The organism is Streptomyces sp. NRRL S-337, from assembly GCF_000720175.1.
In the GTDB taxonomy this organism is placed as follows: domain Bacteria; phylum Actinomycetota; class Actinomycetes; order Streptomycetales; family Streptomycetaceae; genus Streptomyces; species Streptomyces siderophoricus.
Genome location: NZ_JOIX01000125.1, coordinates 1 through 14,464, shown reverse-complemented (window position 1 = coordinate 14,464; position 14,464 = coordinate 1). Strand labels below are relative to the sequence as shown.

The window sequence follows — 14,464 nt, the reverse complement described above, 5'->3', positions numbered from 1 at the left end:
CGTACACCTGACGTCGCTGGTCAGCGGGAATAGCTCCGCCCGCGTGTCCGGTTGTGGCCCCGCAGGGGGCCCTCGCGACCCTTACGGGATCTGTTCGACTCACCCCTACGGGTCCGAGGGGCCGGTGTTTGGGACGTAAAGCGACAGCAGTCCCAAACACCGGCCCCGCAGGCCCGTCACCGCACCCGACACCCACCCAGCCCGCCGCAGGCGCCACGGCGAACAACAACCGCGGCGGGACGGCCAAGTACGTACGCGGCGCCGCAAAGCGCAACGGCGAGACGCCCCGCGGCGCAGCAGACAGGTACGTGCGGGGCGCCGCAAAGCGCAACGGCGAGCAACTCCCACGGCGGGACAGACGGCTCCGTACGGGACTAGCAGTGGGCAACCGCCCCCTCCGCCGCCGATCGTTTCGCGGCCTCCAGGACGCGGAGGGTGGCTGCGGCCTCCGTGGCGGTGACCGGGGGGTCACCGCCACCACGCAGGGCGCGGGCGATCGCGGCGTAGTACGCGGGGTAGTCGCCCGGCAGGGTCGGTACGGGGTCGCCGCCGCCCATTCGGGGGGAGGCTCCGGTGCCGAGCCGGCCCCAGCAGGCCTTCGGTTCCACGCCCCACTCGATGCCGTCGTCGCCCGGGCGCCGGCCCTCGCGGAGGGCGGCTTCCTGGGGGTCGAGGCCGTGCTTGGTGTAGCCCGCCTTGCTGCCCAGTACCCGGAAGCGGGGGCCCAGCAGGGCGGCGGTGGCGCTCATCCAGAGATGTGAGCGGACGCCACCCGCGTGGGTGAGGGCGATGAACGTGTCGTCGTCGGCCTCGGCGCCCGGGCGGCGGACGTCGGTCTCGGCGTAGACGGAGACGACCGGGCCGAAGAGGGTCAGCGCCTGGTCGACGAGGTGGCTGCCGAGGTCGTAGAGGAGTCCGCCGATCTCGGTGGGGTCGCCGGATTCGCGCCAGCCGCCCTTGGGGGTCGGGCGCCAGCGCTCGAAGCGGGACTCGAAGCGCTGGACGTCGCCGAGGGCGCCCTCCTCGACGAGTTTGCGGACGGTGCGGAAGTCGTTGTCCCAGCGGCGGTTCTGGAAGACGGAGAGCAGCAGGCCGCGGTCGGCGGCGAGCGCGGCGAGCTTGTCGGCCTCGGCGGCCGTGGCGGCCAGTGGCTTGTCGACGACCACCGGCAGCCCGGCCTCCAACGCCGCGGTGGCGAGCGGCACATGGGTCTTGTTGGGCGACGCCACCACGATCAGGTCCAGTTCGGCGGCGCGGTCGAGGACCGCCTCGGCGGTGGGGACCGCGCGCACCTGCGGATGCTCGGCGCGGGCCTGCGCCTGCCGCTCCGGACTGCTGGTGGAGACGGTGTCGAGCAGCAGACCGTCGGTGGCCGCGATCAGCGGGGCGTGGAAGACGGAGCCGGCCAGGCCGTAGCCGAGCAGGCCGACCCGCAGGGGTGCGCCGGGGGAGTCGCCGTTCCGCTGTGGTGCGCCGATGGGGCTCTTCTCGCTCGTCTCACTCATACCCACTACTTAAGCAACGCTGTTGCTTAAGTGCAAGCGTTGTCGGACAATGGGGTGTGTGACCAGCAACGATTTCCCGTCTCTCGGCGGCGTCGCCGGGTCTGTGGGCGCCAACCTCCCCGCGCTGCGCGGGCACAACACCGCGCTGGTGCTGGGCCTGCTGCGGGCGGCCGGGGAAGCGGGGGTCAGCCGGCTGGAGCTCGCCGCGCGGACCGGGCTGACCCCACAGGCCGTCAGCAAGATCACCGCGCGGCTGCGCACCGAGGGCCTGGCCGCCGAGGCGGGCCGCCGCGCCTCGACCGGCGGCAAACCCGCCACCGTCCTGCGGCTGGTCCCCGGCGCCCGCCATGCCCTCGGCCTGCACCTGGACCGCGACGAGCTCACCGCCGTCCGCGTCGACCTCGCCGGCCGCGCGGTCGCTGTCCGGCACGCCCCGCTCGCCTTCGCCGCAGGCGCGGAGCAGGTGCTCGGTACGGTCGAACGGGAGGTCGCGGCGCTGCTCGCCGAGGACGCGGGCCCGCCGGTCCTGGGTGTGGGGGTGGCCTGCCCGGGCCCGCTGGACCACACGGCAGGAGTGCTGCACCGCGTCACCGGCGCTCCTGAGTGGGACGGCTTCCCGCTGCGGGACGTCCTCGCCGCGCGATTCGGCCTGCCCGCCGTGCTCGACAAGGACACCAACGCCGCGGCACTCGGCCTGGCGCAGGGCATGTCCGCGGGCACGGGCTCCTTCGGCTATCTGCATCTGGGCACCGGCCTCGGCGCCGGGCTCGTGCTGGACGGCAGCCTCTACCGTGGCCCGCGCACCGGTGCCGGCGAATTCGGCCACCAAATCGTGCAGTTGGACGGCCCGCGCTGTAGTTGCGGGCAGCAGGGCTGCATAGAGGCGCTGTGCCTGGCGGCGGTCGCCCGTGGTGATCTCCCGGGCGCGGCGCGGGCGCTGGGCGTGGGTGCGGCCAATCTCGTCGAACTCCTCGACATCGACCGGGTCCTGCTCGGCGGGCGCACCGTGCTCGACCACCCCGAGGAGTTCCTGGGCGGGGTGTCCCGGGCGCTCGCTGCCCAGGCCCGCACCCGCGGCAGCGCCGGCCCCGGCGCCCGTACCGCGGTGTCCGTGGCGCTCGCCCCGGGTGGCGCCCGTACGGTCGCCGACGGCGCGGCGGAGCTGGTCCTCGCCCCGCTCTTCGGCGGCCACCGGCCCGTACGGCAGACCGGTCAGGGGGACTGACGGGGAGAAGCCGGCGGGGAAGACGCCGTATCCCCCCGGGCCCCTACGGCGTGTGGCAGACCGCCTCGATGTTGTGGCCGCCGGGATCACGGACGAACGCCCCGTAGTACGCGTCGTGGTACTCCGGCCACACCCGCGGCGCGTGCAGCGACTCCGCGCCGGCCGCCACCGCCGCGGCGTGGAACGCATCGACCGCCGCCCGGTCCGGCGCGCTGAACGCCAGGTGGAGTTCGCGGCCCGGGCCCTCGTCCGTGGCCGGGACGAGCCAGAGGGTGTGGCCCGTCGTGCCGAAGCAGAGGAACTCCCCGAACTCCTTCGTCCGTACGCCGCCGAGCGGGGCGAGCACCTGGTCGTAGAAGGCGGCACTGGCCGCCACGTCCGTCACCTGGACCGCTATGTGATCGAGCATGCGCCCAGCGTGCCGGGGGAGGGGCCGGTTGTCTCCTGGATTTCCGCGGCCCGGTCCCCGCCGCCGGCCCGCCCCCGGGCGTAGGGATCACCGCGTGGAGTTCACGGAGTTCATGGACGGCCAGGATCCTGGCACGCCCGTCCGGTCCGGCGTCCTCGAACACGGTCCCATCCCCGAGTACTACGCGGCCAAGGTCGATATCGCCGCGCTGCTCGCGGAGTTGGAGGAGGGCGAGGTGCTGGCGGGCGGGGCGCGGCACGGTCGTCGCCGGGCCCAAGCTCCTGGTCCGGCATCGACTTCATGTGGGCGTTGTTGATCCGGATGTCCCCGTTGACGACCAGGAGTTGGCCCTTGTTCGTCTTGGGGACGAGCTGGCCGGTGGAGGATGACGGGCCGGCGAACCTGGACTCGTATGAACGCCTGGAAGACGGCAACCGGAAGCTGATCAATAGGGAACTGACCAAGCGGAAGCTGACCTGGGGTGGGGCGGGCTGGGGACGGGGTCGAGGGCACGGAGGGCGGGCCCGCCGCCGGTCGGACCCGTCGCCGTGACGCGGGGGGCCACCCCGCGTGACGGCGCTGCGGGCTCAGACCAGGTCGACGATGTCCGCGATGGAGTCCACCACGTTGGTCGGGCGGTACGGGTAGTTATCAATATCGGTACGGCTCGTCAGCCCCGTCAGCACCAGGAAGGTCTCCATCCCGGCCTCCAGCCCCGCCAGCACATCGGTGTCCATACGGTCGCCGATCATCGCTGAGGACTCGGAGTGGGCACCGATGGCGTTCAACGCGCTGCGCATCATCAGCGGGTTGGGCTTCCCGACGAAGTACGGCTCCTTGCCCGTCGCCTTGGTGATCAGCGCCGCCACCGATCCGGTCGCCGGCAGGGCACCCGCGGGGGACGGGCCGGTGTTGTCGGGATTCGTGGCGATGAAACGGGCGCCGTCATTGATCAGCCGGATCGCCTTGGTCAGCGCCTCGAAGGAATACGTCCGCGTTTCGCCCAGAATCACGAAATCCGGGTTCAGGTCCGTCATGACATAACCGGCGTCGTGCAGCGCGGTGGTCAGCCCCGCCTCGCCGATGACGTACGCCGTACCGCCCGGATGCTGGTTGTTCAGGAACGTGGCGGTCGCCAGAGCGGAAGTCCAGATGTTCTCGGCCGGCACTTCCAGCCCGATCCGGTTCAGCCGGGCGTGCAGATCGCGGGCGGTGTAGATGGAATTGTTGGTGAGCACCAGGAAGGGCCGGCCGGAATCGCGCAGCTTCGTGATGAAGCGATCGGCCCCCGGCACGGGAACGCCCTCGTGCATCAGGACGCCGTCCATGTCGGTGAGCCAGGATTCGATGGGCTTACGCTCGGTCATGGTCCTACCGTACGAGCAGCTCCGGCCGGTGCGCCATCACGGGGAGATGACTGATGGGAGGCCGCGAGGAGGCCTGATGGGCCGCCGGGGCGGGGTCTCTGGGTCGCCCTGGGGTGCCGGGATCTCGGTCTCGCGCTGGGGGTGCCTGGGGGTTCCGGCGGTGCCTGGGGGGCCGGGGGTGTCCGGCGGTGCCTGGCGAAGTGCCGGGGGTGCCTGGCGGTGCCGGGGTGTCCGGCGGTGCCTGGGGTGGTTGGGGCCTTCGGCTACCCCTAGCTAGGGGGCGGTCGAACAGATCCCGTAAGGGTCGCAAGTGCCCCCTCGGGGGCCACAACGCGGCAGGGGCGGGGGATATTCCGGTGAACGTATCCGACCATCCGATCCGCACGTGACCTGCTGGTGCAGGTGAGGCCTCGCGAGTTCTGCACGAGGGCGGAGTCGGAGGGGATGCCGCCGAGGAGCGCATCCCGCTTCCGGGAGGCGACCCGCCACCCGAACGGCGCAGCTTCGGGCCGCACCGGATGCGGGCGGGCTCGTAGGGGCGGACCTTCAAAGGCATCGGAGGTTCACCATGGGCTCACCGCAACTCGCTCTCTGCGCCGCGGTCGCGGCCGCCGCGGTGACGATGGCGCCCGCGTACGCGGCGGATCCGTACGGCGCCCGGACCGACACGGTCTCCGTCACCCGCCCACCGGCCACCCACGGCGGCGCGCACCCCGCGCCCGCCTGGCTCGCGCCTGCCCGGCCAGCGGCCGCCGCGTCCCGGCCGGCAGCGCTCCGCCCGACCCCGTACGCCGCCCCGCGCCGCGAGCTGAGCAGCACCTCGGCCGTCGGCCTGGTGCTGGCCGGCGGTGCCGTTCTGGTCATCGCGGGCCAGCTGCTGCGGCTCCGGCTGCGGCTACGCCGCGAACGGCAGGGCGAGGCGGATGAGGGCTGAGGAGAAGCGCCGGGCGGCCGAGGTGCCACGGATGGCCGAGGGGCCACGGGCGGAGAAACGCACCGGCGCGGACAGAGGCGCCCGCGCGGACAAAGGCCCCCGCGCGCACGAGACACCCCCGGCGGACGAGGAGCCGGCCGGGACCACCGGGCACGGTCGCCCCGGACAGCTGCTGGCCGGAGTGGTCTGGGCGGTCCTGCTGCTGGGGCTGTGGCTGTGGGGCCGCGACCTGTCCGGCGGCGCGGCCGCCCCGCTCACCACGACCGGTGATGTCGCCGCCGTCGGCCGCCCGTTGGGCCGCCAGGAGCCCCCGCACGCCCACGCCCCGGTCCGGGCCCCCGCCACCGTACGGCCGAGCCGGCTCCGCATTGCCGCACGGGGGATGTCCGACGTGGCGATCCGGTGGTACGCCCGGGGGCCGCAGCCCGGGGAGGCGGGCGCGGCGCTGCTCAGCCTGCGGGGCGGGAGCGGTGGCGCGGAGGCAGCCGGTGGCCGGGATGGCGTGACCGGCGGCCGGGACGGCACGAGCGGGAGCCGCCGCCCGTCGCTCGGTGGCCTCGCACCCGGGGAGCGGGTCGACGTCCTGCGCTCCGACGGGAGTACGGTCCGGTTCGCCGTCGAGGACGTCCAGCGCTACGACCGGGCCCGCTTCGACGCCCGTACGGCCTACGCCGCCCACGACCCCGGCCGCGCCGAACTCCGGCTGACCGGCGAGGCCCCCGACGGCAGGGGCGTGGTGGTCATCTCGGCCTACCTGACGGGCTATCAACCCGCTGGCGCACCCCACCGCTGACGCGCTACGCCACTGCCTACGCCGTGCCTACGCCCCGCCGCGGGAGGGCCTGTGGACAGGTTGTCCACAGGCCGACTTCGACGGGGTTGCGGTGTGCCACGATGGCTTCGGCCGGCGGACATTTGCCGGTCTTGTGCCGGTCGCCCGCCGACGCCTTCCGTCCGTTCCGTGTTCTTCGATCTGTCCGCTCTATTCGTTCTATCCGCTCTATGCGTTGCATCTGCTCTATCTGACCTGTCTGACCCATCTGCTCTATCTGTTCTGTCTGTTCCATTCGTTTCGTGCTCCGAGGGGGAGAGGATGTACGGCAAACTGCGGCGGTCCGCCGCGAAAGGGGTGGCGCCGCTCACGGCGGTGATGCTGCTGCTCACGGGCTGCTCGTCGTCCGGCAGTGGCGGCGGCGACGCCTCCGTGCCCGGCCGGCCCGGCCAGCGCCCTCGGTCCGTGACGCCGTACTGGGTCAACCCGGACAGTACGGCCGCCCGCCAGGTGTCCGCCTACGGCAAGGAAGGCAAGGCCGGCAACGCCCGGCTGGTCGACCGGATCGCCAGGCAGCCGGTCGCCGAATGGATAGGCGTCGACAACCCGCAGGGCCAGGCCCGCGGCTTCACCGAGGCGGCCGACCGGGCCGGCCGTGAGGCGCTGCTGGTCCTCTACAACATCCCGCACCGCGACTGCGGCCGTTACTCCCGCGGCGGCGCCGCCGACGGCAACGCGTACCGCGCCTGGCTGGACGGCGTCGTCAAGGGCATCGGCGACCGCGCCGCGACGGTCGTCCTGGAGCCGGACGCGCTGCCGCACCTCGCGGACGGATGCACCCCGGCGCAGTTCCAGGAGGAGCGCTACGCCCTGCTGACGGAGGCGGTCGGCAAGCTCAAGGCGCTGCCGCACACCACGGTCTATCTGGACGCCGGCAATCCGCACTGGATCAAGGACCCGGGCCGGATGGCCGAGCCCCTCAAACGGGCCGGTATCGACCGCGCCGACGGCTTCGCACTGAACATTTCCAACTACCAGACCACCAAGGAGAACAGCGCCTACGGCAAACGCCTCTCCGCCCTCGTCGGCGGCAAGCACTTCGTCATCGACACCAGCCGCAACGGCAACGGCCCGGCCCCGGGCGGCGACGACCGGGAGAGCTGGTGCAACCCACCCGGCCGCGCCCTGGGCACCCCGCCCACCACCCGGACCGGCGACCCCCTGATATCCGGCTACCTCTGGATCAAGCGCCCCGGGGAATCCGACGGCACCTGCAAGGGCGGTCCGAAGGCGGGCGACTGGTGGCCGACCTACGCCCTCGAACTCGCCCGCAACGCCCGCACGGCCCGCAACGCCCGCTGACACGATCGCCGGCGGCCCGGCCCGGCCTGGCCCGGGGGCCGTGTGAACGGGCCCCGCGGACCGGCACCTCAACTCACTTCCCTCCTACCCGCTCAGCCCCCTCGACCCGGCCCGGATCCCTCCGACCCGGCCCGGGGCCCCTCCGACCTGGCCCGGGGCCCCTCCGATCTGGCCCGGGATCCCTTCGATCCGGCCCGGGGCGGCTCCGGGCCGGGTCAACTCCCTCCCGCCGTAGGGACCTTCACCCACACCGCCTTCGACGGGGTGCCCGCCTGGTCGACCGCGTTCAGCATGTACCAGCCGGGCGGCACCAGCGACGGGTCCGACGGCAGCGTCACCGTCACCCCGTCGCCCCCCTTGGTCACGCGGAAGTCCAGCGCGACCGACCGCTGTTCGACGTTGGTGACGTGGGTGAACGCCCCGGGACGGATCAGCCGCATCTTCCTGATCGCCGAGGCGTGCGGGGCGCGGTAGGTGGCCGTACCGCCGAGCCGGACCGTCCGGGGTGCGGGACCGGTGTCCACCAGCCGGGGGCGCGAGGACCGGAAGAGGTACGGCGGTGTGTAGAGGTCGATCTGCTGCTGGAAGACGCCCGGCCGGGTGTTGTCCTTGTCGCCGTAGAGGGAGTCGGAGCCGAAGGTCATCACCCGGCCGTCCGGCAGCAGCAGCGCACCGGAGTGGTAGTTACGGCCCACCAACGGGTCGGCCACCGGCCGGGCGGTGCCGGCGGCCGGGTCGTACAGCTCCGCCTTGAGGACGTTGGAGTCGCTGCGCCCCCGGTAGTCACCCGAGCCGTTGGTGGTGAGCACGGTGTCGTCCGGAAGGATCACGCTGCTCGGGTAGCGGGCCTTGGCGTACAGCCGCGGCCCGTCCCGGAAGCGCGGTGCGGGGTCGTGCAGGTCGACGATCCGGGTCCGGTCCGTGGACCGCGGGTCCTCGCCGACCCCGCCGCCGCCCAGCACCATGTACCGCTGGTCCTGGGCGGGCGGCAGCAGCACCGACATCGACGTCTCCAGGAGGTCCGGATCGCTCATCCCGGGCACCGGCCGGAAGGAGTTCGACGGCAGGTCCCAGATCCCGGGCGTACGGCCGACGTTGTCGGGGCCGTAACCCGCGTTGGAGCCCGTGTAGAAGATCCGGCCGCGGTCGGTGAGGAAGAGCGCCGGATAGGTCGGGAAGAAGCGCGGCTGCGGCAGGTAGTGCCACTTCTTCGTCGCCGGGTCGTAGATCTCCTGCTTGCCCGGCACGACCTGCCCGATCTCGTCCAGCCCGGAGACGGACAGCACCGTGCCGTCCTGCAGTGTGGTCAGCGTCGGGTACCAGCGGGCCTCGTTCATCGGGTCGACGCGGAGGTAGCGCTCGGCCACCGGGTCGAACTCGAAGGCGTCCTTGATGCCCTGGAAGTCCTTCTTGTCGAAGGAGAGCTTCTGTGCGATGCCGTAGAAGTTGCGGGCATCGACGCCGGTCAGGCCGTGGATGCGGTAGTTGTCCTGGGCGCCGGTCGCGTACTTCCGGCCGTTCTTGAGGGCCTCGACGTAGATCCGTGCCTCGCTGTGGGTCACGGTCACCCGGCCGGTCACCGGGTCCTTGGTCTTCTTCGCCCGCGGCACCACCACCGGGTCCTTGGACGCGAAGGTCTTGCCGTTCTCCCGGCCGGTGAAGAGCGTGCCGGCCGGGAACGTCCGGGGCCCGTCCGGATCCTCGTTGTAGACGATCATGAGCCCGCCGGCCTTCTTCACGTCCCCCTTCAGCTTCTCGTAGCGCTGGGTGCCGCCCGCCACCAGCAGCTTTCCGTCCGGCAGCTGGGTGTGCCCGGAGCAGAAGAGGTCCTTGGGCGTGGGGATGTTGGTGAAGGTGTTTTTCACGGGGTCCCACAGCACCGTACGGAACGACTTGGCGCGGAAGTTCGCGGCGTTGTTGCCGGAGCCGGCGACCAGCAGCACCTTGCCGGTGTGCAGCAGGGCCGCGTGGATGGTGTTGATGCGGTACGAGGCGGGGACGTCGACGACCTCCCAGTGGCCGTTCGCCGCCTTGTACCCGGGCTGGTTGATCTTGTACTGGTGGTACTCCTCCGAGGCGAAGCCGTAGAGAACCGGCCCGTTCACCCCGGCCAGCGCGAGCACCACCGCGGTCGCGATCGTCAGTCGACGCAGGCGACGGCTCGGACGGTACTTCATGAGTGACGTCCCCCAAGAGCGGTCCGCAGGGTCTCACCGGAGTGAGCGGTGTGCTGGATCTGCTCGGCGTGGTGGGTGCCGTCGGAGTGGTCGGCATGGTGAGTGGGGTCGGTGCGGTCGGTGCGGTCGGTGCGGTCGGTGCGGTCGGTGCGGTCGGTGCGGTCAGTGCGGTCGGTGGTGTCGGTGTGCTCGGTGCGTTCGCCGTGCTCGTCGTATACGTCGTGTCCGTCGTGTGGGTCGGTCTGCGGCGCGACGGCGGAGGAGTCGGTGGAGGAGCCGGCCGCATGGCCGGGGAGGGCGTGCGACGCGCGCCCGCCGGCTGCCTCGGACTGCCGCCGCTGCCTCTTCTCCCCGCGTACGGACAGCCGCCAGGCGACGATCGGCGTGATCGCGATCAGCATCGCCAGCACGGCCCAGACGATCATCGCCGGATGGCTGTGCCCCAGGACGAACGAGGCCACCAGCGAACCCCCGAAGACGACCAGGAAGAACAGATGCACCCGGAACGTCCCCAGCAGCGTGTCCGGGCTCGACGCATCACCCTTCGGCGTCACCACGAACCGGCTCCCGCGGCGCAGCACCGCATCGCACAGCGCCCGCGCGTAGATCGGCGCCGAAAGGGCCGACATCACCATCCCGGCCACCCCGCCCGACCCCTCCGGCTCGTGCGGCGAGACGTTGTGCCGCCGGTTCCACACGTACAGCCCGATCTGCAGCGCCGACGCGTTGCCGTACAACATCAGCCAGACGGTCGGATCGATGTTGACGCCCGAGGCCCCCAGCCCCAGGAACAGCGAACAACTCAGCGCCGCCAGTAGCCAGTTCAGCGCCGACATCGGATAGAAGATGACCATCAGGGTGTAGTTGAAGAGCCGCCCCGGGGACAGCGTGAACGGCGCCTTCCAGAACTGCTTGAGGATCGTCTCGTACGTCCCGCGTGACCAGCGCAGCTGCTGGGTGAAGAAGTCCGTCCAGGCGGTGGGTCCCTCGCCGACGGCGAGCACGTCCGGGGTGTAGACGGACTTCCACTTCCGCCCCGTCGCCGGGTTCTTGGTGCGGTGCATCTCGAAGCCGGTGGCCATGTCCTCGGTGATCGAGTCGTACAGCCCGCCGATCTGCCGCAACGCACTGATGCGTACGGCGTTGGAGGTGCCGACGAACATCGGCGCGCCGTAACGGTTACCGGCCCGCTGGATCAGCGCGTGGAAGAGGAACTGCTGTGATTCGGCGGCCTTGGTGACGAAGCTGTCGTAGTTCCCGTACACCTGCGGGCCGATGACGAACCCGACGTCCGGGTCGCGGAAGAAGCCCAGCATCCGCTCCAGGTAGTTGGGCAGCGGCACGTGGTCGGTGTCGACGGACGCGAAGAAGTCGTAGTCGTCGCCGTGTGCCTGCAGCCAGGCGTTGTAGTTGCCGTGCTTGGTTCTGGCGCGATGCGGTCCCTTGGCCTGATTCCACTCCGGGATGCCCTTACGGGTGAAGTGGCGCACCCCCAGCCGCCGGCAGACCTCCTTGACCTCGGGGCCGTCCCCCTCGTCCAGCAGCCAGACGTGCACCGGCCCGCGATGCCGCACCCGGACCGCCGCCTCCAGCGTCCTCGTCACCATGGCAAGCGGTTCCTTGCCGGGCACGAAGGAGGTGAGGAACGCGACCCGGGTGCCGCTCTCGGGGACGACCGGCACGGGGTCGCGGGCGACGAGCGTGGCGTGGGCGTTGGAGAGCACATTCATGCAGCGGAAGAACTCGATCAGCCCGATCGAAACCAGCATCACGGAGTCCAGCGCCGGCAGGAAGGCATGCGCCGGATAGTCGCGATGCGTCCAGTGCCCGGGCTGCAGCAGCCACGTCAGCAACCCCAGTGAGAGCAACGGCGCGGCCCCCAGCAACAACGCCGCACGCACCCGGTGCGGTTCCCCGGCGAGCAGCGACCGATAACGCACCTGGTACGGGCGCCCCGGCTCGGGCTGCGTCAGCGGCCCGGCCAGCCGGCTGTGGTGCTCGTAGTCATAACGCGGCAGCCCCTCCTGTGAGCTGCGCCGTTGCTGCCACTGGCGCCGCTGTTGCTGCCGCTCTGGCTGCCGCTCGTGCTGCTGCTCCGGCTGCGTGTGCTGCCCCTGCGGCGATCGCTGCCGGCGCAGGCGAGGCCGGGCTGCCGTGGGTGGCGGTGGGGGGATGGGGGGTGAGTGGTGGGGGTGAGTGTCTGTGCGCGCGTGGTGCGGAGGTGTGGTGTGGGGAGGCGCGTGGTGTGGAGGAGCGCCCTGTGGAGGGGCGTCCTGTGGTGGAACGCCCTGTGGCGCAACGCCCTGTGGAGGCGCGTCGCGCGGAAGTGAGGCGCGTAGAGGTGTGTGGTGTGAAGGTGTGTGGTGTGAAGGCGCACCGGGTGAAGGCGCACCGTGTGGAGGCGAGTCGTACGGCGGCGGATCGTGGGCCGGTGGCTCGTCATCGTGTGGAAGCGGATTGTCCGGGTCCGGACCGCGCGAATGCTGCGGCCGGACGTCGTCAGACGGCGACGTCATGAGTCCATCCCCCCGCACGCAGCCCCTGCTGCGTGCCGTATCTCCTGATGGCCCGATTCCCCGGTCCCCCTCGACCGACTCGGGCTCGTTGGTGTCGGGCCGCCGCGCCGGCGGGCGGCGGCGGCCGTTTCCGGCGGTGTGACGGGCGCCCCCGGCCGCTCTTTCGAGCCACGGGTTCCCCGGCGTCCACATCACGCCAGCCGACGTATCCCTTAGTCCCCAACTCCCTTGAACCCAGCCACTTTTCGGCCGAGTTACCAGGTCAGGTTCCCGAACCGGATCCCTTGATCGCAAGACGGTCCAAGGGGGATACGGGCAAGGCTGTGCCATGCGGGACGGTGTATGGCGGAGCGCACATCACCCGAGCCCGTAACTGCCCGAAGATGCTCACTCGGCGCGCTCTTTTGACGAGGTGGCCGATACACCGCTGCTGGCGAGCGGCGAACGTACCCGGCCGACCCACCATGCCCGGCCCGGCCGGATCACCGCACGGCGTGCGTACGAGCTGGCACTCGACGGGGCGCGCACCTCACATGCGGAGGCATCGGCCCGAGCCGGCGCACGAAGGGAGAACGGCGGCGCGCGACCGGGCGACGGTGGCGCACGGCCGGAGGGCGGTGGCGTACGAAGGGACGAGTGCGGTGCGCAAAAGGACGACAGCGGCACGCCGGACGCAACGGTCACACCGGGCCGAGCCTCGGCTCCCGTCGCCGTACCCAAGACGCTTCGCGGCTCGCAGCCCCACCGCCGCCCGGATCTCCCGCACCCGCCATGTCAGCAAGGAGCGGCCCGTCGTCGCCGTACACGACGTCGCACGCGTGGGCAGCGTCATCCGCTCCGCGCCCGAAGCTGACCACACCGTCAGCCGACCACGCCGTCGGCCGACTACACCGTCTGCCTCCCCGCACCCGAGGGCGGCCGGGGCGTCCCCCGCCACCTTCCGTGCAGGGGTCCCCCGGGGGGCGTCCCGGCTCCGGGATGCCGCGCCCTCGCTCGTCGCCTACGCGCCAGAGCGGCCCGAGTGAGGCGAGGTCGGCGCCGTGCGCCGTTCCGACGTCGAGGTCCAGCTCGCCGGCTGCACCTTGTCCGCCGGCAGCACCCTGACCCTCGGCGTCCTGCGGGCGATCGCCGTTCTGCCGGATGATCGCCGCCGCGGCCGTGGTCGGTACTGGCGGTACCGGCACGCTGATCACCGGGCCGCCGCGCCGGACCTACCGGGTGGACGAGAGCTGGGTCACCCTCCCGGCCGGCTTCCGGAGCAGCCAGCCCTCGGTGCCCATAAGCAGTGGCGCATCGCGGGGAGGGGCGGTGTGAGGCTTCGAGACGGAGTGCGACGGGACCGCCGCAGAGTGCGGGGTCAGGCAGGCGGCCATGGGAAGGGAAAGAGCCCGGCGGCCGGAGCCAGAGCGAAATTGAGGACTTCGTGGCCGACGAGGCCTGGCAGCTTCCCGGACGCAGTCCCAAGGTCGAGGCCCACTGGATCGCCGCGGCCCGCCCGCACCCGACCACACCCGCCCTCCCCGCTCGACGCCGCCCAGCGGCCGCGTCTGCTGGAGCTCGGCAGGCACCGGCCGGACACGGTGCCGGTCGGTGTACTGCTCGGCATGATCCTCTCGGGGCCGTCGTCGGAGCACTGCTCCTCCCGGCGGACGGTGGCCGGCGGCACTGGACCGCGTTGGCGGGCGCCTTCGCCCCGCTCGTCCTCTGGATGACCACCGGATGGATGACCACCGGACGCGTTCCCCCACCATCGGAGCAGGCCCAACGGGACGAGCCGCGCATCCCAGGGAAGGGACCGGGAACGAAGATCACCCCGACCACGCGCCCGATAGTCCGGCCCACAGCCCAGTCCGGCCCCCAGCCCACGGCTCACAGCCCACACCCGCGTACCACCGAGGACAGGACTGAGGCCCCCCGCCATTGGCGAGGGGCCTCAGTCCTACAGTGCGCCGCCAGGGACTCGAACCCCGGACCCGCTGATTAAGAGTCAGCTGCTCTAACCAACTGAGCTAGCGGCGCCTGCTGACGTGAAGAACTCTACACGACCTCGGGCGGTGCTCCGTACCCCGGACAGCCCAGCTCACGCACCTCGCGCATGTGATCCCGGCCACTCCCGCCTGCGCTCGTCGCCCGCATCTCCTCCCTCTGGCCGGCACTCCCGCCACCCACCCCACCCGAAGCGTCCGACGCCCACCCC

At 71.9% G+C, this 14,464-nt stretch carries 10 protein-coding genes, 1 tRNA gene and 1 pseudogene; 6 read left to right on the top strand and 6 right to left on the bottom strand.

The window, feature by feature from the left end; genetic code table 11:
• Window positions 1-374 precede the first annotated feature (374 nt).
• A complete protein-coding gene (locus IG62_RS0139650) occupies window positions 375-1,505 on the bottom strand; it encodes a Gfo/Idh/MocA family oxidoreductase (protein ID WP_051799204.1) in 1,131 nt (376 codons plus the stop codon).
• 58 nt (window positions 1,506-1,563) lie between these two features.
• Between IG62_RS0139650 and IG62_RS0139645 the strand changes: the two genes are divergently transcribed.
• On the top strand, window positions 1,564-2,730 hold the full coding sequence (locus tag IG62_RS0139645; RefSeq protein ID WP_420711186.1) for an ROK family transcriptional regulator: 1,167 nt from the start codon (window positions 1,564-1,566) through the stop codon (window positions 2,728-2,730).
• Window positions 2,731-2,773: 43 nt separating this feature from the next.
• Here IG62_RS0139645 and IG62_RS0139640 read toward each other — a convergent pair whose 3' ends face one another.
• Entirely contained in the window at window positions 2,774-3,139 is a 366-nt protein-coding gene (locus IG62_RS0139640; RefSeq protein ID WP_030815702.1) for a VOC family protein, read from the bottom strand.
• A 112-nt stretch (window positions 3,140-3,251) separates the two neighbouring features.
• Between IG62_RS0139640 and IG62_RS49360 the strand changes: the two are divergent.
• Window positions 3,252-3,420 (top strand): annotated as a pseudogene (locus IG62_RS49360) (GntR family transcriptional regulator); the annotation flags it as partial.
• Window positions 3,421-3,726: 306 nt separating this feature from the next.
• Here IG62_RS49360 and IG62_RS0139630 read toward each other — a convergent pair.
• Window positions 3,727-4,506 carry an HAD-IIA family hydrolase gene (locus IG62_RS0139630; protein ID WP_030815691.1) on the bottom strand — a complete coding sequence of 260 codons (780 nt, stop codon included), beginning with the start codon at window positions 4,504-4,506 and terminating at the stop codon, window positions 3,727-3,729.
• 568 nt (window positions 4,507-5,074) lie between these two features.
• Between IG62_RS0139630 and IG62_RS0139625 the strand changes: the two genes are divergently transcribed.
• The 3 genes from IG62_RS0139625 to IG62_RS0139615 all read left to right on the top strand — a co-directional run bounded on the left by IG62_RS0139625 (window position 5,075) and on the right by IG62_RS0139615 (window position 7,574).
• Window positions 5,075-5,440, top strand: a complete 366-nt coding sequence (locus IG62_RS0139625) for a hypothetical protein (protein ID WP_030815674.1) — start codon at window positions 5,075-5,077, stop codon at window positions 5,438-5,440.
• Window positions 5,441-5,471: 31 nt separating this feature from the next.
• Window positions 5,472-6,233 carry a hypothetical protein gene (locus tag IG62_RS42800; RefSeq protein WP_051799203.1) on the top strand — a complete coding sequence of 254 codons (762 nt, stop codon included), beginning with the start codon at window positions 5,472-5,474 and terminating at the stop codon, window positions 6,231-6,233.
• A gap of 300 nt (window positions 6,234-6,533) precedes the next feature.
• Complete coding sequence (locus IG62_RS0139615; protein WP_037840431.1) at window positions 6,534-7,574, top strand: glycoside hydrolase family 6 protein; 1,041 nt, start codon at window positions 6,534-6,536, stop codon at window positions 7,572-7,574.
• 215 nt (window positions 7,575-7,789) lie between these two features.
• Here IG62_RS0139615 and IG62_RS0139610 read toward each other — a convergent pair whose 3' ends face one another.
• Together IG62_RS0139610 and IG62_RS0139605 are read right to left on the bottom strand one after the other, a co-directional pair.
• Window positions 7,790-9,751, bottom strand: a complete 1,962-nt coding sequence (locus IG62_RS0139610; protein WP_030815671.1) for a kelch motif-containing protein — start codon at window positions 9,749-9,751, stop codon at window positions 7,790-7,792.
• The gene (locus IG62_RS0139605; RefSeq protein ID WP_234326931.1) at window positions 9,748-11,769 is read right to left on the bottom strand and encodes a glycosyltransferase family 2 protein; all 2,022 of its coding nucleotides are present in this window, start codon (window positions 11,767-11,769) and stop codon (window positions 9,748-9,750) included. The genes IG62_RS0139610 and IG62_RS0139605 overlap by 4 nt, the downstream gene beginning before the upstream one ends.
• 1,638 nt (window positions 11,770-13,407) lie before the next feature.
• Between IG62_RS0139605 and IG62_RS47565 the strand changes: the two genes are divergently transcribed.
• Window positions 13,408-13,581, top strand: a complete 174-nt coding sequence (locus IG62_RS47565) for a hypothetical protein (protein ID WP_158795185.1) — start codon at window positions 13,408-13,410, stop codon at window positions 13,579-13,581.
• A gap of 631 nt (window positions 13,582-14,212) precedes the next feature.
• Here the strand turns inward: IG62_RS47565 and IG62_RS0139595 are convergent.
• Window positions 14,213-14,286 (bottom strand) — tRNA-Lys (locus IG62_RS0139595).
• Window positions 14,287-14,464 lie beyond the last annotated feature (178 nt).